The organism is Qipengyuania sp. S6317L1 (genome assembly GCF_023015615.1).
Lineage (GTDB): Bacteria > Pseudomonadota > Alphaproteobacteria > Sphingomonadales > Sphingomonadaceae > Erythrobacter.
This window is the reverse complement of sequence record NZ_JALKAJ010000004.1, coordinates 281,277-299,174: the sequence shown is the minus strand read 5'-3', so window position 1 is coordinate 299,174 and position 17,898 is coordinate 281,277. Positions and strand designations below refer to the sequence as shown.

Genomic DNA, 17,898 nt, shown 5'->3' with positions numbered 1-17,898 from the left:
TAGGGGAAGCGGTGCAGCAATGGGTTGAGCGACGTTCACACCTCGACTAAAGGCGTGGCTTTAATGGATACGACGCACAACCAAAGCGCGAGCGATGCGTTACAATCGGGGCGCTTCCCCGAAGGCAGCCACGCTTTTCCCCACACGAGCCTGACCGGTATCAGCCAGTTGGAGCGGCACGAGATCCTCTATCTCCTCGCCTCTGCCGAGGAATGGGTGGAATTGAACAGGGGCAGTAGCAAACGCTCAGAACTTTTGAGCGGCCTGACCATTATCAATGCCTTCTTCGAAAATTCGACGAGGACGCTTCTTTCGTTCGAGATCGCGGGTAAACGTCTGGGCGCCGACGTCGTCAACATGCACGCTGCGACCTCGAGCGTGAAGAAGGGTGAGACACTGATCGATACAGCGATCACCCTCAACGCCATGCGCGCCGACGCGATTGTGATCCGGCACGGGTCGAGCGGAGCGACGCAGCTGATCGCGGATAAGGTTGATTGCCCGGTGTTGAACGCAGGTGACGGTCAGCACGAGCACCCGACACAGGCGCTTCTCGACGCGCTCGCGCTGCGCAAGGCGCTCACCGAACGCGGCGAGGCGAGCGAGGATTTTACCGGGCGAACGATCCTTATATGTGGTGACATCCTTCACAGCCGCGTTGCCCGCTCGAACATCTTGTGCCTTCAGGCGATGGGCGCAAGTGTGCGCCTGTGCTCGCCGCCCGCATTGATGCCCTACGGGGTGGAAATGATGGGCGCGCAGGTGTTCCATGACTTCGATGCCGCGCTTGAAGGGGTGGATGTGGTGATGATGCTGCGCCTCCAGTCGGAGCGTATGTCGGGTCAATTCATCCCCTCGGCGCGCGAATATCATCACCTTTATGGCCTTACAAAAGCGCGGCTGGAGCGGGCGGCTCCCGATGCTTTGGTGATGCACCCCGGCCCCATGAACAGGGGCGTTGAGATCGACAGCGAGGTTGCGGATATGATCGGCCGCTCGATCATCACAAGTCAGGTGGAGATGGGCGTTGCGATCCGCATGGCGTGTCTTGATGTGTTGACCCGATCAGCGCGCGGTGTCGAAGGGTGGTCGGCATGAGACAGACAAAACCCCTTACGATCATCGAGGCCACGCTGGTCACGCCGCGAGGCCTGATCGAGGGCGGTGTACGGTGCGTCGATGGTCTGATCGAGGCGGTGGGTGCAAATGTCGCCCCGAAAAATGGCGACGATATCATCGACGCGCGCGGCAAACTCATCGCTCCTGGCCTTGTCGATTTTGGAGTGTTCGCGGTTGATAAGCCCGCGTTCCATTTCGGCGGCATCACGCGGGCCGCGCTGATGCCCGATCAATCGCCCCCGCTCGATTACCCGAGCCGCGTCAACTACATCGCCAAAAGCGGTAAGCCCGACCTTTGGGTGCATCCTCTCGCCGCCGCCACACGCGGCCTTGAGGGGAGCGAACTTGCCGAGATCGCTCTCATGCGCGAGGCAGGGGCGCGCGGCATCGCAACGGGTCGACAGTGGATCGGTGATAGCGGCGTCATGCTGCGCCTTTGCCAATATGCCGCCATGCTCGACCTTGTGGTGGTGACCCATGCCGAGGATGCTGCTCTTGTCGGCAGGGCCAGCGCGACGGCAGGGGAGGTCGCAACGCGGCTTGGCCTGCCAAGTGCGCCTGCACAAGCCGAAGCGCTGGCGATTGCGCGCGATATCGCTCTGGCAGAACTGAGCGGCGCGCGGGTGCATTTTCGTCAGGTGACGACTGCTGCTGGCTTTGATCTGGTGCGTACTGCGAAAGCGAGGGGGGTAAAGATTACCTGTGGTATCACGCCCGCGCATTTCATGCTTTCAGACCTTGCCACCGTCGATTTCCGCACCTTCACCCGCCTTTCACCGCCATTGCGCAGCGAAACCGACCGACAGGCCGCGCTCGAAGCGATCGGCGATGGAACAGTCGATGTGATCGCGAGCGGCCATGACGCGCGCGGGCCGGAGGATAAGCGTCTGCCCTTTGCCGATGCGGAGCCGGGCATGGCGGGCGCAGAGACGCTGCTTGCGATGGTCATGGGGCTGGTGCGCGACGAAGTGATCGATATGACCCGCGCCTTCGAATTGCTCAGCACCAATCCCGCACGGCTTCTGGGTGTGCCGGCAGGCGCTTTGAGCGCTGGCTTTGAGGCCGATATTGCACTGGTTGATCCAGATGCACCGTGGGTGGTCAACCGGACAAAGATGGCCGCGACATCCGACAACACGCCATTCGATATGCAAGGGGTTCAGGGCCGCGTGCGCGCCTTAATCAAAGGCGGCGTGGCGGTTTCGGATTGAACGCCAAAAAAATACCCCCGAAAGGCATGGCGCTCTTTCGGGGGCAATTTTGCTGAAGCTTGTTTTGGTCGCTTGAGCGAAAAGACGTTCTCTTAGCGAGCAGCCACACGCACGCCGCGCTTCACAGCGCCGGCAGGTGGGCTCGACTTGGCATAGGCAAAACAGCCGCCGCCGGAACGCTTGACCGAGCCGCACACGTCGCGTGCATCGCGTGCATCGAAACCGGCAGCAGCGACACGGAAGAAGGTGCGACCGTTGACCTGCGCCTCGGTAAGGACCGCGTCATGTCCGCGAAGAGCGGGATAACGGCGCTGGAACTCTTCCCATTTTGCCTCGGCAACTTCTTTGCTGTTGAACGATCCAAGCTGGACCCGGTGCGTGTCTGCTGACCCGGTTTTGGGAGCGCTGGCACTGGCGGTGCGTGTCGGAGCCTTTTCAGGCGCGGCCGCACGCGGTGCAGAAACGGCTTGCGGAGCAGGCCGTGACGCAGGCTTTGGCGTTGATTGAACGATGGCGTTTGACACAAAGCGAGGAGCAGCAGGCCTTGACGCTGCGACGGGCGCTGGCGCCTTTGCCGGTGCAGGAGCAGCAGCAAGCGTTGGTGCAGGCGTTTTGCGAGTATTCTCGGTCACACCGTCGACATCGCTAAGACCCATCGCCATTGCTTCGCTCTGACGCGGCGCAGCAGCGCGTGCCGATGCTGCGACAGGCGCGGGGCTTGGTGCAGCTTTCGGAGCGGCTACGGGCGCCGAATCAGCGCTCGCGAGTTGCTCTACTTCGGCAACCGTGTCCGCAAAGGCGGGGAAGTTGGCAAGGGCAAGATGTTGCGGCTGGCCAGCATCGCTTACCGGCGTCAGGCCTAGCAGTTTTGACACACGCATCATGTGATCTTCCGGACGCGCGCTTGCGGCCCAATCGGAGAGGCGAGCATCAAGCTGTGCGGGGGGCACGTCTTCTGCCGCCATCACCCGCGCAGCACGCCAATTGCCAGCCAGCGCATAAGCATAGGCGAGGTTCTGGCGCGCTTTTGGCGATGTGTTGCCATCGCGAATGCTTTCGATCAGCACTTTGACGCCGCGATCCGCTTCGCCAGCCAGAGCAAGCGCAAGGCCAAGATCAGCGCGTGGAACGCTGTTCTGGCGCGCCTGAAGCTCACCAACAGCAGCGCGGTTGTCGCCGATGGCGGTCTTCGCAAGGGCGTAACTCAAAACAGTGCGGCCACGATTGTCGCCAAGCTCAAGCGCTTCGCCAAAAGCGGTAGCGGCCGATTGAAAGCGACCGGCTTCGAGATATGCGCTGCCAAGAATGGCGCGGTATTCTGCGTCCCGAGGGGAGGCAAGCACTGCGGCTTCGGCGTGCGATACAGCCTTACCGACATTGCCTTTTTCAAGCGCGCTTGCGGCTTTGTTGAACGAAACCTGCGCAGGAGGCGCAGAGGAGGCGCAGCTTGCAAGCGCAAGGCTCGCCACCGCGGTGCCCATGATGAGCCCCAACTTGGGACCGCTGGTGCGTTTCGTATGACGAGCCATTTTCGTTTCCCCTAATGGTTTCATTGTCTTGTCTGTCGTGGTCGATGAATTGAAAAACATTGGTCAGCCCTCTTGCGTCATTGTGGGCTTCACGCGCCGCGCAAGGGCGTCGAGATCGGCGATTTCGCTCAGCATTGCATCGAGTGCTTCGGTGAGCAGAGCCTGTGCGCTTTTGCCGTTTATCGTGGCAGCGAGGCGCAGCTTGAGATGGCGCTCCGGGTCAAGCCGCAGGGTAAACGCGGCACGCTTCAAGGTTTTGGGCGTTGCCGCGGTGGCTTTGGACACAGATTTCTTCTGGGCTTTCAGCTTTTTCCTTGAAGGAATTTTCGCGACCGGCTGGGGCAGGACAGCGTCGGCTTCGCCTGCGGCAATGCGCTTGGCGAGGCGATCCTGCTGCTCGCGCACGACCGGGCTGTCGGAACCGGTTTGGTCGCCTGTCTGAGTGTCGTTTGCGTCACCCATGTCGTTCCAGCCCAGATCTTCGAGCTGGTCTTCGCTCGACACGACCACACCCGGCAGGGGCGCGACTTGCGGGCGCATGGCAGGCTTTGCTCCGCCCTTGCGAGCGAGCAGAGTTGGTCCAAGCGAGGCGAAGCTGGCGTCGGACATGGCGTGCATCCCGGCGCTTATTGGGCCACGCGGCGGCCAAAGCCACCGGCTGGACGCTGAACGCCGCCAGGTTGAGCCTGTTGACCCACGCTCGGCGCTGCGAAGACCGTGCGACGGAAGTTCTTTTCCAGACGGTCGGAGATATATTTCCAGAGCGCCGTGATCTCAGCCGAGCTGCGACCGTCGGGCTCGACCTCCATCACCGTGCGGCCATCGATCATCGAGGCGGCAAAATCGGTGCGGTGATGCAGTGTGATCGGGGCAACGGTGCCGTGTTGCGACAGGGCAACGGCGGCTTCTGAAGTGATCTTGGCCTTGGGTGTGGCTGCGTTCACGACAAAGACAAGCGGTTTGCCAGCGCGTTCACACAGATCCACCGTTGCACCAACAGCGCGCAAGTCATGCGGGCTGGGCCGGGTCGGAACGACGATCAGTTCCGCGACCGAAATCACAGACTGGATCGCCATCGTGATTGCAGGCGGGGTGTCGATGACCGCGAGTTTGAAACCTTGCTGGCGCAAAACCGCCAGATCGTTGGCGAGACGAGATACAGTGGTCTGGGCAAAGGCAGGATATTCTGCCTCGCGTTCATTCCACCAATCGGCAAGCGAACCTTGTGGGTCGATATCTATCAGCACGACCGGGCCTGCGCCCGCGCGCTGTGCCTGGACGGCCAAATGCCCGGACAAGGTAGTCTTGCCTGATCCGCCTTTCTGCGATGCCAATGCGAGTACGCGCAAAACCGGTCCCCCTGGATTTTGTGACCATGTGTAAGCCGCAAGGTCGCGGCCTTTCTCGACCACTGAGATCGCAGACTACCCCTAATTTTGGGTTAACGAGGGAGCGCCTTGATTTTGGAGAAGGGAGCCAATTGGGCTTGCGCTCACTCGCTCTAGCCGGCTCCGCGAGGGGTATACGGGGCGGTGATCAACGAAATGCTAACCAATGTGAGGCTAGTAAATGCACACATCCAACGCGCACGCGCCCATCGAAAAAGCGCATGACGTTAACTTTATTGGTGAAACTTCCAAAGGACGCAACACACCATGGCAAGCAATTCGACAAAAGGCACCGGCGTAAGAACGGGCCTCCTTCGCTCAGGTGCGGCTTCAGGCGTAATGGCAATCGCACTGGTCGCTGTTCCCGCTGCCGCTGATGTTAAACAGGGCGTCGAGGCGTGGTCCGAGGGCAATTATAATGCTGCGGTGAAAGAATGGCAGTTGCCGGCCGAACAAGGCGATGCCGATGCCCTGTTCAATCTGGCGCAAGCGTATCGCCTGGGCCGCGGCGTTGATGCCGACATGGCCCGCGCGCGCACGCTTTATCAAGAGGCCGCACAGCTTGGCCATGTAAAAGCGGCAGACAATTTCGGCCTCCTTCTTTTCCAGCAAGGGGAACAGGCGAAAGCCATGCCATTTATCAAGGATGCGTCCGATCGCGGCGATCCGCGCGCGCAATATGTACTTGGCCTTGCGCATTTCAACGCTGACTATGCGGAAAAGGATTGGGTGCGCGCCTATGCGCTTTTGACCTTGGCGAATGGCAAGGGCTTGCCGCAAGCCGCCACCGCGCTCAAGCAAATGGACGGCTATGTGCCGCTGGATCAACGCCAACTGGCGCAATCGCTTGCCCGCTCGCTTGAGCAGGAAGCCGCGCAGCGCCGCAGCGCCGAACTCGCCGCAATCGATCTGGGTCAGCCGGCAGCACCAGCACCAGCACCAGCATCAGCACCAGTATTGGCGCCAGCCGCTGCAAGCTACACCCCGGCATCGCCGCAGCCTGTCTTTGTCGAGCAAGCCTCGCAAAGGGCGCCGGCACCCGTTCGTGCAGCGCCGACGCGCGCGACCTACACTCCGGCCCCGGTGGCTCCTGCCCAGCCGGCTGTGTCTGCCACGTTCACATCCACGCGTGACGGGAAATGGCGGGTGCAATTGGGCGCGTTTGGGGTTTCAAGCAATGCGGACCGCTTGTGGTCCAAGCTGTCTTCGAACCCGGCGCTTTCTGGCACCAGCAAGGCGCTGATTCCTGGTGGCAATGTCACGCGGCTCCAGGCGGTCGGATTTTACAGCCGCGCCGAAGCGCAGCGCGCGTGCGACAGCCTCAAAAGCCAAGGCCAAGCGTGCCTCGTCAAGCAGCCTTGAGCCTCACTTTTATCTGACGGCGAAGATTTCTCCTCTTTCCCTGAGCCCGACTGGTGATAGGAACTCACCTTTGCATGGGATCAGGGGAACTTCATGTCTGAGCCAGAAGGGCCATCGGCCGGACCGGTAAAAGCACAAGACCGGATCGAAACGCTCGACTTTGTGCGCGGGATTGCCGTTATGGGCATCCTGATCGCAAATATCATCGCCTTCGGTCAGCCGTTCAGCGCCTATCTCTATCCTGCCGCCTGGCTTGGCGAATACGGCGACCCCGACGGCTGGCTGTGGATTGCGCAATTTGTAGCCATTGATGGCAAGATGCGGGTGATCTTCACCCTGCTTTTTGGCGCAGGCCTTTACCTTTTTATGGAACGCGCGTGGGCGAGGGGGCAGACACGCTGGCTTCAGGCGTGGCGATTGTTTATCCTGCTGGCCATCGGCCTCTTCCACTTCTTCTTTTTGTGGCAGGGCGATATCCTCGCGCTTTACGGAATGTGCGGGCTCGCCGCCCTTCCTTTGCTCAAGCTTTCGGTCAAACGCATGATGGGCATTGGCGTCACGGCCTATGTGGTCGGCGCGCTCTTTCTTGGGGCTGTCATGGGGCCGCTTGGTTTTGTTGCCGATATGCCCACGAATGGCGAGGCGGGGATGGAGGAATTCCAGTCGTCGCTTGCGACCGGCAAAACCCAGGCGCTTGAACAGGATGCGGCGCTGACCGAGCTCAAGCTTGAGGGAAGCTATGCCGAGATTGTCGCGCACAAACTTTCCGAAAACACATTCGATCCGTTCATCAATGCGTGGCTGATAGTGTTCGAATGTATTCCAATGATGCTGATCGGGATGGCGCTTTACCGCTTGGGATTTTTCAGCGGTGGCGTATCGCAAAGCGATCTCAAGAAGTGGGGCTGGATCGCGGTTGCCATCGGCGGTTTGGGCAGTCTTGCGATCGGCCTTTATGTGCAAGCATCGGGCTTTAGCTATTACAGCACGCTTTCCGCATTCTTTGGTCTGTCTCCATTCCCGCGCGCGGCCACTGCGCTCGGACTTGCCGCGCTTCTTGTGGCTTATTCGCAAGGGTGGAGCGGATGGCTTTCCACGCGCATCAGAGCGGCCGGCAGGGCCGCTTTCACCAATTATCTCGGCACTTCTGTCGTGATGGTGTTTGTCATGCACGGTTGGGCGCTGGGCCTGTTTGGGCAACTGTCGCGGCCCGAGCTTTATATCGTGGTGCTCTTGTGCTGGGCGCTCATGCTTGCGTGGTCGAAACCGTGGCTCGACCGGTTCCGTTATGGACCGCTTGAATGGCTCTGGCGTTGTCTCACCTATCGCCAACGCTTTCCCTTGCGGCGCTGAATCCGCGATGAGTAGCGCGCTGCGCGGTTTTGCGCGCAGGGAAAAAGAGTCCGCCTAGGTGCGATTTAACTTGCTATTGCGATTTGTTCGCATAAATAGGTGTTGCAAACGCTTCGCAGGAGTGATTCCCAAGGAGTTATTGGAGCCGAGATGTACACTTGCATTTGCAACGCTATTCGCGAAACCGACCTACGCGCAGCCGCGCTTGAAGCTGATGGCTGTGCTGAAATGGTCTATGCGTCCCTCGGCAAAAAGCCGAATTGCGGGCAATGCCTTGAGAAGGCTCAAAAAACCATCGAGGAAGAGCGCGCACTTGTTGCAAGCCTCGATCCAGCGCGCAAGCGTTGCAAGGAACTCGCATTATAAGTCGCTGAAGCGCAATTGCGAACCCCTCGCAAGCGACTGATTTCAAACGGAAAAATTCGCGCCGCCTCTTGCGCAGATGCAGGGGCATCCTCTATATGTGTGGGTATACAAAGCCAGTCATTGATCTGGCTCAAACCCGCAAGACCCCGCATCCAAGAGAGGACATCTTCCAATGAAGGGCGATCCAAAAGTCATCGAATTCCTGAACAAGGCGCTCACCAACGAGCTGACCGCGATCAACCAATACTGGTTGCATTACCGCGTCCTTGCAGACTGGGGTGTTACGAAACTGGCCGAATACGAGCGGCACGAAAGCATCGAAGAGATGCAGCACGCCGACCGCTTGGCCGAGCGCATCCTGTTCCTTAACGGTCTTCCCAACTTTCAAGCGATCCACAATCTGAAGGTTGGCGAGGATGTGAAGGAAATTCTCGAAGCCGACCTCGCGCTTGAAATGGAAGCGATCCCGCTTCTTCGCGACGCGGCGGAATACGCCAAGAGCGTACGCGACTATACTTCGGAACAGATCTTCGAAGACATTCTTGCCAACGAAGAAGAGCATGTCGACTTCCTGGAAACCCAATTGGAAATGATCGAGAAAATGGGCATCCAAAATTACGTCCAGTTGCAAAGCCATCCTGCAGGAGAAGGCGAAACAAAAGCCGGGACGAACTAGAAGCTTTCGAAATCAGGAGAAGGGCGGGGCAGCGATGTTCCCGCCCTTTTTCTGTGTTCGCTCAGGGCCGGGTGTCGATCTTTGGGCCTTCCGCTGCGAGCAGGGTCTCGCGCAGGAAATAGATCAGGCCCGTGATCAAAAGTGCCACCGTCACCACCCAGAGAAACGCGACAACCGTGCCAATACGTGGCTCGATGTAGGCTGAGACGAACAGGATCGCGATCACGAAGCTGATCACGACAGCGGCTGCGGTGGAAAACTTGATTGCCACGCGCACCAGACGACGGCGGACGCGCAGCCATTTAATCTCGCTCGCCTGGGCGGGATCGTGGCTTTCCTTATCGCTGTCTGCGAGCCGTTCGATCCGTCCGGCAATCCAGATAATGCGGGCCATCATCACGTTCATGATACTGCCGATCCCGACAAGCAGGAAGGCAGGCGCAAGGCTGAGTTCCACCGCTCGAAGAACGCGCGGCGTGTCGGCAGTCCGTTCAAGGATTTCGCTGGCAACGCTGCTGGTGAAAAGGTCGAGCATTACGATTTCTGATTGCCGCTAGAGTAATTTCCGCCCCCACCGCGGTTGGCGTTGTAGGGGTTCTTCGGACTTTTCAACGTAACGCGCACCGGCACCGCTTCAAAGCCAAGCTTCGCGCGGATGCCGTTGATGAGATAGCGTTCATAGCTTTTCGGAAGATCATCGAGGCGCGAACCAAACACCACGAAGCGCGGCGGGCGGGTCCCTGCCTGCGTGATGTAACGCAGTTTGATACGGCGGCCTCCGGGCGCTGGCGGCGGGTTTGCTGCAAGAGCATCATCGAACCAGCGGTTGAGCGCGGCGGTCGGCACGCGCTTGGACCAGCTTTCGCGCAGCGTGAAAGCAGCGCCGAGCATGGTGTCGAGACCCTTGCCCGTCTTGGCGCTGACAGAGAAAACAGGCAGGCCCCGAACCTGCGCCAGACCATCGTGAAGCGCGGCCTTGATGCCGTTGAAGAGCGAAGAGGCGTCTTGCGCCACGTCCCATTTGTTGATGGCCACCATCAATGCGCGGCCTTCTTCAAGGGCGAGGGCAGCAATCTTGAGGTCCTGATGCTCAAGGCCCTGCGTCGCATCGAGAAGCAGCACCACCACTTCGGCAAAATCCACCGCGCGCCTTGCGTCGGCTACCGAGAGTTTTTCAAGCTTTTCGGTCACATTGCGTTTTTTGCGCATGCCGGCGGTGTCGATCAGGCGAATTTCGCGCGTGTCGCCCGTTTTGGGGTCGGTCCATTCCCAGTCAATGGCAATGGAATCGCGTGTGATCCCGGCTTCTGGTCCGGTCAAAAGGCGATCTTCGCCAAGAAGACGGTTAATCAACGTCGATTTGCCAGCATTCGGACGGCCCACAATCGCGAGCTTCAACGGGCCGAGCGGCGCGTCTTCCTCGTCATCCTCGTTGACCGGCGCATTGGCGGCTGCTTCTGCTGCATCGGCTTTCTCGCCGATTATCGGCCACAACCCACCGAAAAGGTCTGCAATCCCTTCGCCATGCTCGGCAGAAACCGCAACCGGTTCGCCAAAGCCGAGTTCATAGCTTTCCAGAACGCCCGCTTCGCCCAGCCTGCCTTCCGCCTTGTTCGCGACCAACACAATCGGCACGTCATGTTCGCGAAGGTATCGCGCGATCTCATTGTCGAGCGGGGTTAGACCAGCGCGAGCATCCACGACAAACATCGCCGCATCCGCGCCTTCAAGGCTGGCTTCTGTCTGCTTGCGCATCCGGCCTGGCAGGGTGAGTTCGTCCTCATCCTCCCACCCGGCGGTGTCGACCACGGTGAATTGCAAACCGGCGATCTCGGCATCGCCCAGGCGGCGGTCACGGGTGACGCCGGGCTGGTCATCGACTAGCGCGAGCTTCTTGCCAACCAGACGGTTGAACAGCGTGCTCTTGCCCACATTGGGGCGTCCGATGATGATGACAGTGGGTTTTTCGACGGTTTTCATTGGTTCAGCTTGCTCTGGTGTGTGGCCGCCAAGTGGCCCTTCGCGCGGCAATTAGCAAGTTTTGTCCAACAAGACGCCCGTGCAATCCCGCAGAAACACGGTAAACCCGAAATTAACCCTGCTCCAAAGGTTCATATCAATATTACCGCGCCATTAGGGGTAATTATGAAATGCCACTTTAAGCCCCTTATTGCCGCCACGATGGCTTTGACGAGTGTCTCTGCCGCGCTTGTGCCCGCACCTGCGATCGCGCAAAGTTCCGGCTATTTGCAATGCGTGCCTTATGCCCGTGAGCTTTCAGGCGTCGAGATCTATGGCGATGCGCGCACATGGTGGGATCAGGCCGAGGGTAAATATGCCCGTGGTCGCCGCCCGCAAGAAGGCGCGGTGATGGTGTTCAAGCCGCATCGCAACATGCGTCTTGGTCATGTCGCCTATGTCAGCGAGGTAATCGATTCGCGCAAAGTATTGCTCACTCACGCCAATTGGTCCGAGATCAACGGACGGCGCGGACAAATCGAGCGCGATGTTCCCGCAATTGATGTCTCGCCCAACAATGACTGGAGCGAGGTTCGCGTCTGGTACGATCCGATCAAGAGGCCGGGGCGCACCCATTGGCCGCTCGCAGGCTTCATCTACGCCGACACCATGTCACAGCGCGAGCGCGCGATGCCACGCGTGCGCGGCCCTGTTCGCGCCGAGCCAAGCCGCGAATTCGTAAGCGCTTTCGCCGAATTCACCCGCTAGAGCGGGGGCGCTCAGTTCTTCTTGGCGACCGGCGGATTGTCGCCGAGGTCTTCAAACCATGCCTCGACCGGGCCATTAAGTTTCAAGGTGAGCGGTTGGCCCCGGCGGTCGACCGTTTTGCCAGCCTGCACGCGGACCCAGCCTTCCGAGATCGAATATTCCTCGATATCGGTGCGCACGCGGTCCTTGAACTTGATGCCCACGCCGCGCTGCAACACCTCGCCATCGAAGGCCGGATTGTGCGGATTGACCGAAAGATGGTCGGGCGGAATGTCGTTTGGATTTGTTTCGTCGCTCATGGAATGCGCCCATAATCGCCTCGCCCGCGTGAAACAAGCGTGCTTCGACACGTCCTTGACGCTTGCCCTTTTGTGCCGAGCGCATTAGGGGGCCTGTTCTGACGCGCGCGGGGCAACTTCGGTTTTCCCGCGCGGCTTCGTTCGGACATGCGGGCGTGGCGAAATTGGTAGACGCGCCAGATTTAGGTTCTGGTATCGCAAGATGTGGGGGTTCGAGTCCCTTCGCCCGCACCAATATTCGCTCTTCGGCAGGTCGGGCGCAGAGATGAATTTTTCTATTTTACATAAGGCGTAAAGTACCACCTCATGGCAATCAAGCAGACCACCAACGAAGGCCTCAAGCGCGGTTATGTGATCACGCTCACCGCCGCTGAAATCGCCGCGAAGATCGAAGCTGAGATCAAAAAGATCGCGCCGCAGGTGAAAATGCCAGGCTTCCGCCCGGGCAAAGTTCCAGCGAATCTCGTCAAAAAGATGCACGGCGAGCAGATCCACGGCCAGACGGTCAACGATATGATTCGCGAATCGGTCGATGGCCTTATAGCTGACGAAAGCCTGCGCCCGGCCATGCAGCCTGCGGTTTCTCTCAACGAGGACTATGAAGAAGGCAAGGACGCCGAGATCACGGTAGAGCTTGAAGTGCTCCCAGAAATCGAAGCGCCAAGCACCGATGGCCTGAAGCTTGAGAAGCTGACCGTTCCGGTAAGCGATGAAGCGCTTGAAGAAGCGATTGCGAACATTGCCGGCTCGAACAAGAGCTACAAGGATGCGGCCAAGACCAAGAAAGCAGCCGACGGCAACCAGTTGATCATCGACTTTGTCGGTAAGCTCGACGGCGAAGAGTTCGAAGGCGGCAAAGCCGAAGACGCCCCGCTGGTAATCGGCTCGGGCGCTTTCATTCCTGGCTTCGAAGAGCAGCTGGTCGGTGTGAAAGCGGGCGATGAGAAAACCATCACCGTGACCTTCCCCGAAGAATACCAGGCCGAACACCTCGCCGGTAAGGAAGCAACCTTCGACGTCACCGTGAAGGCGGTAAAGATCGAAACCGAAACCAAGATCGACGACGAGTTCGCCAAGAACCTTGGCCTCGACAGTCTCGACAAACTCAAAGAGATCATGACCGGTCAGCTTGAGCAGCAGACTGCAGGGCTCACCCGCACCCAGATGAAGCGTCAGCTTCTCGATCAACTCGCCGCTGGTCACGATTTTGCAGTGCCAAGCCAGATGGTCGATGCCGAGTTCGAACAAATCTGGGCTCAGCTTCAACAGGAAGCGGCCAAGGAAGAAGATCCCGAAGCAGCGATCAAGGAGATCGAAGCCGAGAAGGACGATTACAAGGCCATCGCGGAGCGCCGTGTACGCCTCGGCCTTCTCCTTTCCGAAATCGGTCAGGCCAACGATGTTCAGGTCAGCCAGCAGGAAATGCAGATGCTTATCCAGCAGGCTGCACAGCAATATCGCGAAGAAGACCGTGAGCGCTTCATGCAGTACATGCAGCAGGATCCGATGGCAGCAGCGCAGCTTCGCGCACCGCTTTACGAAGATAAGGTCGTCGACTTCCTTTTCGACAAGGCCGACGTGACCGAGCGTGAAGTGACGATCGAGGAACTTCAGGAAGCGATCGAAGCCGACGAGGAAGCCGAAGCGGATAAGGCGAAGAAAGCCCCTGCCAAGAAGAAGGCACCGGCGAAAAAAGCTGCAGCCAAGAAGCCAGCGGCTAAGAAGGCACCTGCCAAGAAGGCAGACGATAAAGAAGAGGCCAAAAAAGCTCCTGCCAAAAAAGCAGCAGCAAAGAAGGCCCCTACCAAAAAGGCAGCAGCCAAAAAGCCGGCGGCCAAGAAGGCGCCAGCGAAGAAGGCAGCTGACAAGAAATAAGCTGTCGGGCTTTTGCCAAGACATTCGAAAGGCCCGGGGCGCTCAATAGGCTCCCCGGGCCTTTTTGATTTGCATGCGGGAAGGTCAGGTTTCGCGGGGTTCGACCTCGACCTCTTCGGGTGGTCTTAGCGAGGCCATCTCGGGATCGCTTCCGACGTGGATGTGATGACCGCGCGCCTCAAGAGCACGGATCACCGGGCCAGCCAGAACTCCGTGGACGACAATTGACACCAGAATGGCAAAGCTGACCGTCGCCCAGAGGACAGGGATTTCTGAAAAATCGCCCTGGTTCTGGCCATAGGCAAGATAATAGATCGATCCCATTCCCCGAACGCCAAGGAAAGCAATGGCGGCTTTGCCAGCAAGCGGAAGGTCGCTGCGAGCCTCGGAGATAAGGCCGCTTATCGGGCGGATCACAAAAACCAGCAGTAACCCGGCGATAGCGGCTGGCCATGTCAATGCGTCAAGAACCCCGCTGGCCAGCATCGCACCAAATGCAAACAGCACCGCGACGAGAACGATCTGTTCGATCTGGTCGATAAAATGGTGGCTGATCTGGTGATAGCGACTGGCGTTTTCGCACTGTCTGGCAGTTACTGCACCGACAAAGACGGCAAGAAACCCGTACCCTTCGATAAGTTCGGTCAACCCATAGGCGAGCAGCAGTGTGCCCAGAACGACCAGCCCTTCGCTGGTTGAATAGCGCGGGGCCTCTTCATCGTCCTCCTTTTGGCCGACGTCTGCTTCATATTCGAAAACATACCACGCGCCCGCTCTGCCAACGGCAAATCCCACCAGGCATCCGATCACAATTCGGTAGAGGAAATCGAAAGCGAACCATTCAACGGTCCACATGCCCACACTTGTCATTCCGACCGCAGCAATCGCGAGATAGGTGAAGGGGAAGGCCAGTCCGTCGTTAAGACCTGCTTCTGCGCTGAGGCTGAAGCGGACATCGTGGCGCTCGGCCCTTCCGGGCGGCCCGACCTGCACACTGCGTGCGAGCACCGGATCGGTAGGGGCGAGGACCGCGCCAAGCAGGATGGCGCTTGCAGGGGCAAGTCCCAAGGCCCACCAGCCGAAGACCGAGACGGCAATGATAGTGACCGGCATTGCGAAGAGCAGAAGCGGCCACACCTGCTTCCAATTGCGCCAGTCGACGGGGCGATCAATCGAAATGCCTACCGCCATGAGCGAGGCGATGACGATAAATTCGGTGACGTATTCCAGGGTTACTGCGTCGAAGCCATCGCGTGCCGGATTGAAACCCGGAAGCCCGATGGGGAGTGAAAACAACACATAGCCTGCGGCTACATAGACGATAGGCAAGGATAGATAGTACCGCGCCAGCCTGTCTTTGAGCGTGACCGCGAGGATCAGGCCCAGCCCGAAAATCGAGAGCAGAAGAATGCGGCCGTCCACGGTCAGCCGATCACAATGCGTGCGTTTTTGGTCATAACATTGCCCTTACGCAGCGGTGCGCAGATAGGTTCCGAAGATGTGCGGTAGCGGCGCTATTGCGGCGACCACCGCTTGAAGCTCGGCTTGGGCAGTTCGGCGCTGCGTGCGCGTTCATAGGCCGCGCCGACTTTGAGCACGCCGTGATCGTCCCATTTTGCACCGAAGAAGCTGATGCCAACGGGCAAATTCTCGACATCGCCCATCGGCACAGTGAGATGCGGATAACCTGCGACGGCGGCCGGGGTTCCAAAGCCAATCGAGCCGTTGAACTGATCGCCCAGCACAAGGTCGCTCATCCATGCAGGGCCTCTGGTCGGGGCGGTCAGAAACTGGACATTGTGCTGCGCCATCAATGCGTCGAGCGTCTCCTTTCCTGCAATCCGCAAGGCTTTCGCACGCGCTGCCTCATAGGCTTCGCGATCGGTGGTTGTTTCAGCAAGCTCGAACAGGTCTTGATTGAACCATCGCATTTCCGCTTCGCTGCCTTCGTTAAAAGCGATGAGGTCAGCGAGGCTGCGCGGGGTGTCCGCGCCGTCTATTTGCGGGATAGAGGCAAGATATTTGCCCATTTCCTCGCGAAGCTCGAACATGAGGACGGTGAAGCTTGCATCCCAGATTTCCTCGTTCATCTCGAACTCGATATCGACAAGCTCAGCGCCCGCCGCCTCAAGATCGGCAAGCGCCTTTTCATAGACCCCCGCCACCCGGGCATCATTGCCGATTTGATCACGCATTACCCCGATCCGCACGCCTTCGAGTGAGAAATCGCCGAGGCCCGCCGTGTAATCGCTCACCCGAACTGCATCCAAAGTGGCGGCGTCTGCTTCGTCCTCACCCGCAATCGCGGTGAGCAGGAGAGCGGCGTCATAGACGGTGCGTGTCATCGGCCCGGCGGTGTCCTGCGTCGAGGAGATCGGAACCACATGGGTGCGGCTGACGATCCCGACGCTGGGCTTAAAGCCGACGACGCCATTAATGCTTGCGGGGCAGGTGATCGAGCCATTTGTCTCTGTCCCGATCGCGCCCCAGGCAAAACCAGCAGCCACCGCCGCCCCGCTTCCCGAAGACGAGCCGCAGGAATTGCGGTCAATGGCGTGCGGGTTGCGCGTCAGCCCCCCGACCGCGCTCCACCCGCTGGTTGAATCGTTCGAACGGATATTGGCCCATTCGCTGAGGTTCGTCTTGCCCATCACCACACCGCCTGCCGCGCGCAGATTGGCAATAAGAGGCGCATCGCGCCCGGTCATATTGTCCTTCAACGCGAGGCTGCCTGCGGTGGTGGGCAATTCGCGCGTCTCGATATTGTCCTTTACCAGAACCGCGCGCCCATCAAGCGGCAAGCCGCGTCGCTGCAGGTTACGGACCTGCTTGGTAATGTCGGGCGCAAGCGCGATGACCGAGTTGATGCCGTCCGGCCCGCCGTCAAGCGTCACAATCCGATATACTTGTCCAACCGCGCGCCCTTCGGCCATTGTCGTCGCAGGTTCCACCCCAGGCGGTAGCTCAATGCGCTGCGGCGTGATGTCTATCGTTGGCGGTGCGCCGCGAATTGATTCTAATTGCGCGGCCAGAGGCGCAGGCGATAGGGCGATGGCGGCAATGGTAGCAGCAAAGAGTAGGGAAGCGCGTGATTTCATGGCTCAATGGTTCGCACTTTTGCCTGTTTTTCCCAACAGGAAAGTTAACGCCCTTGAAGATTGCGGCTGCGCGCCCGACATAGGCGATCAAGCCTGACGGCAACACTTTGGATGAGGACTAGACTCGATGATCGACCTGCTTGGCAATTCTGGCGAAACTTTCGGCGCTCAAGGCCAGTTCGGGCAAGACCCGGTAACTGGTGCGTTGGTGCCCACGGTCGTCGAGCAATCCAGCCGGGGTGAGCGCGCTTTTGACATTTTCTCCCGCCTTCTGCGCGAGCGCATCGTCTTTGTAACAGGGCAGGTCGAGGACAACATGGCCTCGCTCATCGTCGCGCAGTTGCTGTTCCTTGAAAGCGAAAACCCGTCGAAGCCGATCAGCATGTACATTAACTCGCCCGGCGGCGTTGTGACCGCCGGCATGGCGATCCACGACACGATGCAATACATCAAGCCGAAGGTTTCGACCGTATGTATCGGTCAGGCTGCATCAATGGGCAGCTTCCTTCTGGCAGCGGGTGAACCCGGCATGCGCGTGGCTCTCCCGAACGCTCGCATCATGGTGCACCAGCCTTCTGGCGGCGCGCGTGGTATGGCCTCGGATATCGAAATCCAGGCCCGCGAAATCCTGCGTATTCGCACCCGTTTGAACGACCTCTATGTCAAATATACCGGCCAAAGCCTCGATGAGGTTGAAGCCAAAATGGACCGCGACACCTTCCTTGAGGCGGCAGAAGCCAAGCAATTTGGCCTTGTCGACAAGGTTTTCGAAACCCGTCCAGAGCCCGGCGACGAAACCGGCGAAGGGTCGGTCGGGACCGATGACAAGGGTTCAGGCGGCGCGCCAGAGTAACCTTGCGCAATCCTGCCGTTCACCTTCCGCGTTATGCAGGAC

At 59.3% G+C, this 17,898-nt stretch carries 17 protein-coding genes and 1 tRNA gene; 10 read left to right on the top strand and 8 right to left on the bottom strand.

The window, feature by feature from the left end; translation table 11 throughout:
* Nucleotides 1–63 precede the first annotated feature (63 nt).
* Complete coding sequence (locus tag MWU38_RS10650; protein ID WP_247271787.1) at nucleotides 64–1,098, top strand: aspartate carbamoyltransferase catalytic subunit; 1,035 nt, start codon at nucleotides 64–66, stop codon at nucleotides 1,096–1,098.
* A complete protein-coding gene (locus MWU38_RS10645; protein WP_247271786.1) occupies nucleotides 1,095–2,330 on the top strand; it encodes a dihydroorotase in 1,236 nt (411 codons plus the stop codon). The genes MWU38_RS10650 and MWU38_RS10645 overlap by 4 nt, the downstream gene beginning before the upstream one ends.
* A 92-nt stretch (nucleotides 2,331–2,422) precedes the next feature.
* On the opposite strand, the gene MWU38_RS10640 is transcribed toward MWU38_RS10645, so the two are convergent.
* From MWU38_RS10640 to MWU38_RS10630, 3 genes are all read right to left on the bottom strand, one after another.
* The gene (locus MWU38_RS10640; protein WP_247271785.1) at nucleotides 2,423–3,859 is read right to left on the bottom strand and encodes an SPOR domain-containing protein; all 1,437 of its coding nucleotides are present in this window, start codon (nucleotides 3,857–3,859) and stop codon (nucleotides 2,423–2,425) included.
* A gap of 63 nt (nucleotides 3,860–3,922) precedes the next feature.
* Nucleotides 3,923–4,468, bottom strand: a complete 546-nt coding sequence (locus MWU38_RS10635) for a type II toxin-antitoxin system HicB family antitoxin (protein WP_247271784.1) — start codon at nucleotides 4,466–4,468, stop codon at nucleotides 3,923–3,925.
* 17 nt (nucleotides 4,469–4,485) lie between these two features.
* Entirely contained in the window at nucleotides 4,486–5,208 is a 723-nt protein-coding gene (locus tag MWU38_RS10630; protein ID WP_247271783.1) for a ParA family protein, read from the bottom strand.
* Nucleotides 5,209–5,586: 378 nt separating this feature from the next.
* On the opposite strand from MWU38_RS10630, the gene MWU38_RS10625 reads away from it, so the two are divergent.
* The 4 genes from MWU38_RS10625 to bfr all read left to right on the top strand — a co-directional run bounded on the left by MWU38_RS10625 (nucleotide 5,587) and on the right by bfr (nucleotide 9,004).
* Nucleotides 5,587–6,609, top strand: a complete 1,023-nt coding sequence (locus tag MWU38_RS10625; RefSeq protein ID WP_247271782.1) for an SPOR domain-containing protein — start codon at nucleotides 5,587–5,589, stop codon at nucleotides 6,607–6,609.
* Between the two features lie 93 nt (nucleotides 6,610–6,702).
* Entirely contained in the window at nucleotides 6,703–7,962 is a 1,260-nt protein-coding gene (locus tag MWU38_RS10620; RefSeq protein ID WP_247271781.1) for a DUF418 domain-containing protein, read from the top strand.
* Nucleotides 7,963–8,112: 150 nt separating this feature from the next.
* Entirely contained in the window at nucleotides 8,113–8,328 is a 216-nt protein-coding gene (locus tag MWU38_RS10615; protein ID WP_247271780.1) for a ferredoxin, read from the top strand.
* Between the two features lie 172 nt (nucleotides 8,329–8,500).
* Nucleotides 8,501–9,004, top strand: a complete 504-nt coding sequence (bfr, locus tag MWU38_RS10610; RefSeq protein ID WP_247271779.1) for a bacterioferritin — start codon at nucleotides 8,501–8,503, stop codon at nucleotides 9,002–9,004.
* 61 nt (nucleotides 9,005–9,065) lie between these two features.
* Here the strand turns inward: bfr and MWU38_RS10605 are convergent, their stop codons facing one another.
* Both MWU38_RS10605 and der read right to left on the bottom strand, forming a co-directional pair.
* Entirely contained in the window at nucleotides 9,066–9,539 is a 474-nt protein-coding gene (locus MWU38_RS10605) for a DUF2721 domain-containing protein (protein ID WP_247271778.1), read from the bottom strand.
* Nucleotides 9,539–10,984 (bottom strand): ribosome biogenesis GTPase Der, encoded by a 1,446-nt coding sequence (gene der, locus MWU38_RS10600; RefSeq protein WP_247271777.1) that lies wholly within the window; start codon nucleotides 10,982–10,984, stop codon nucleotides 9,539–9,541. Before der ends, MWU38_RS10605 begins: the two co-directional genes overlap by 1 nt.
* Before the next feature lie 201 nt (nucleotides 10,985–11,185).
* On the opposite strand from der, the gene MWU38_RS10595 reads away from it, so the two are divergent.
* A complete protein-coding gene (locus MWU38_RS10595) occupies nucleotides 11,186–11,731 on the top strand; it encodes a CHAP domain-containing protein (RefSeq protein ID WP_247271776.1) in 546 nt (181 codons plus the stop codon).
* An 11-nt stretch (nucleotides 11,732–11,742) separates the two neighbouring features.
* On the opposite strand, the gene MWU38_RS10590 is transcribed toward MWU38_RS10595, so the two are convergent.
* Nucleotides 11,743–12,030: a DUF3297 family protein gene (locus tag MWU38_RS10590; protein WP_247271775.1), complete on the bottom strand. Its 288-nt coding sequence runs from the start codon at nucleotides 12,028–12,030 to the stop codon at nucleotides 11,743–11,745.
* Nucleotides 12,031–12,179: 149 nt separating this feature from the next.
* Between MWU38_RS10590 and MWU38_RS10585 the strand changes: the two genes are divergently transcribed.
* A tRNA-Leu gene (locus tag MWU38_RS10585) sits at nucleotides 12,180–12,264 on the top strand.
* Nucleotides 12,265–12,336: 72 nt separating this feature from the next.
* The gene (gene tig / locus MWU38_RS10580; protein WP_247271774.1) at nucleotides 12,337–13,905 is read left to right on the top strand and encodes a trigger factor; all 1,569 of its coding nucleotides are present in this window, start codon (nucleotides 12,337–12,339) and stop codon (nucleotides 13,903–13,905) included.
* Nucleotides 13,906–13,989: 84 nt separating this feature from the next.
* Here the strand turns inward: tig and MWU38_RS10575 are convergent, their stop codons facing one another.
* Together MWU38_RS10575 and MWU38_RS10570 are read right to left on the bottom strand one after the other, a co-directional pair.
* Nucleotides 13,990–15,327: a sodium:proton antiporter gene (locus MWU38_RS10575; protein ID WP_247271773.1), complete on the bottom strand. Its 1,338-nt coding sequence runs from the start codon at nucleotides 15,325–15,327 to the stop codon at nucleotides 13,990–13,992.
* Nucleotides 15,328–15,419: 92 nt separating this feature from the next.
* The gene (locus tag MWU38_RS10570; RefSeq protein WP_247271772.1) at nucleotides 15,420–17,003 is read right to left on the bottom strand and encodes an amidase; all 1,584 of its coding nucleotides are present in this window, start codon (nucleotides 17,001–17,003) and stop codon (nucleotides 15,420–15,422) included.
* Nucleotides 17,004–17,130: 127 nt separating this feature from the next.
* On the opposite strand from MWU38_RS10570, the gene MWU38_RS10565 reads away from it, so the two are divergent.
* The gene (locus MWU38_RS10565) at nucleotides 17,131–17,856 is read left to right on the top strand and encodes an ATP-dependent Clp protease proteolytic subunit (protein WP_247271771.1); all 726 of its coding nucleotides are present in this window, start codon (nucleotides 17,131–17,133) and stop codon (nucleotides 17,854–17,856) included.
* The last annotated feature ends 42 nt before the right edge of the window (nucleotides 17,857–17,898 follow it).

Coding starts and splice junctions, on each gene's coding strand:
- MWU38_RS10650 (WP_247271787.1), top strand. CDS start 64: ATGGATACGACGCACAACCAAAGCGCGAGCGATGCGTTACAATCGGGG.
- MWU38_RS10645 (WP_247271786.1), top strand. CDS start 1,095: ATGAGACAGACAAAACCCCTTACGATCATCGAGGCCACGCTGGTCACG.
- MWU38_RS10640 (WP_247271785.1), bottom strand. CDS start 3,859: ATGGCTCGTCATACGAAACGCACCAGCGGTCCCAAGTTGGGGCTCATC.
- MWU38_RS10635 (WP_247271784.1), bottom strand. CDS start 4,468: ATGTCCGACGCCAGCTTCGCCTCGCTTGGACCAACTCTGCTCGCTCGC.
- MWU38_RS10625 (WP_247271782.1), top strand. CDS start 5,587: ATGGCAATCGCACTGGTCGCTGTTCCCGCTGCCGCTGATGTTAAACAG.
- MWU38_RS10620 (WP_247271781.1), top strand. CDS start 6,703: ATGTCTGAGCCAGAAGGGCCATCGGCCGGACCGGTAAAAGCACAAGAC.
- MWU38_RS10615 (WP_247271780.1), top strand. CDS start 8,113: ATGTACACTTGCATTTGCAACGCTATTCGCGAAACCGACCTACGCGCA.
- bfr (WP_247271779.1), top strand. CDS start 8,501: ATGAAGGGCGATCCAAAAGTCATCGAATTCCTGAACAAGGCGCTCACC.
- MWU38_RS10605 (WP_247271778.1), bottom strand. CDS start 9,539: ATGCTCGACCTTTTCACCAGCAGCGTTGCCAGCGAAATCCTTGAACGG.
- der (WP_247271777.1), bottom strand. CDS start 10,984: ATGAAAACCGTCGAAAAACCCACTGTCATCATCATCGGACGCCCCAAT.
- MWU38_RS10595 (WP_247271776.1), top strand. CDS start 11,186: ATGGCTTTGACGAGTGTCTCTGCCGCGCTTGTGCCCGCACCTGCGATC.
- MWU38_RS10590 (WP_247271775.1), bottom strand. CDS start 12,030: ATGAGCGACGAAACAAATCCAAACGACATTCCGCCCGACCATCTTTCG.
- tig (WP_247271774.1), top strand. CDS start 12,337: ATGGCAATCAAGCAGACCACCAACGAAGGCCTCAAGCGCGGTTATGTG.
- MWU38_RS10570 (WP_247271772.1), bottom strand. CDS start 17,003: ATGAAATCACGCGCTTCCCTACTCTTTGCTGCTACCATTGCCGCCATC.
- MWU38_RS10565 (WP_247271771.1), top strand. CDS start 17,131: ATGATCGACCTGCTTGGCAATTCTGGCGAAACTTTCGGCGCTCAAGGC.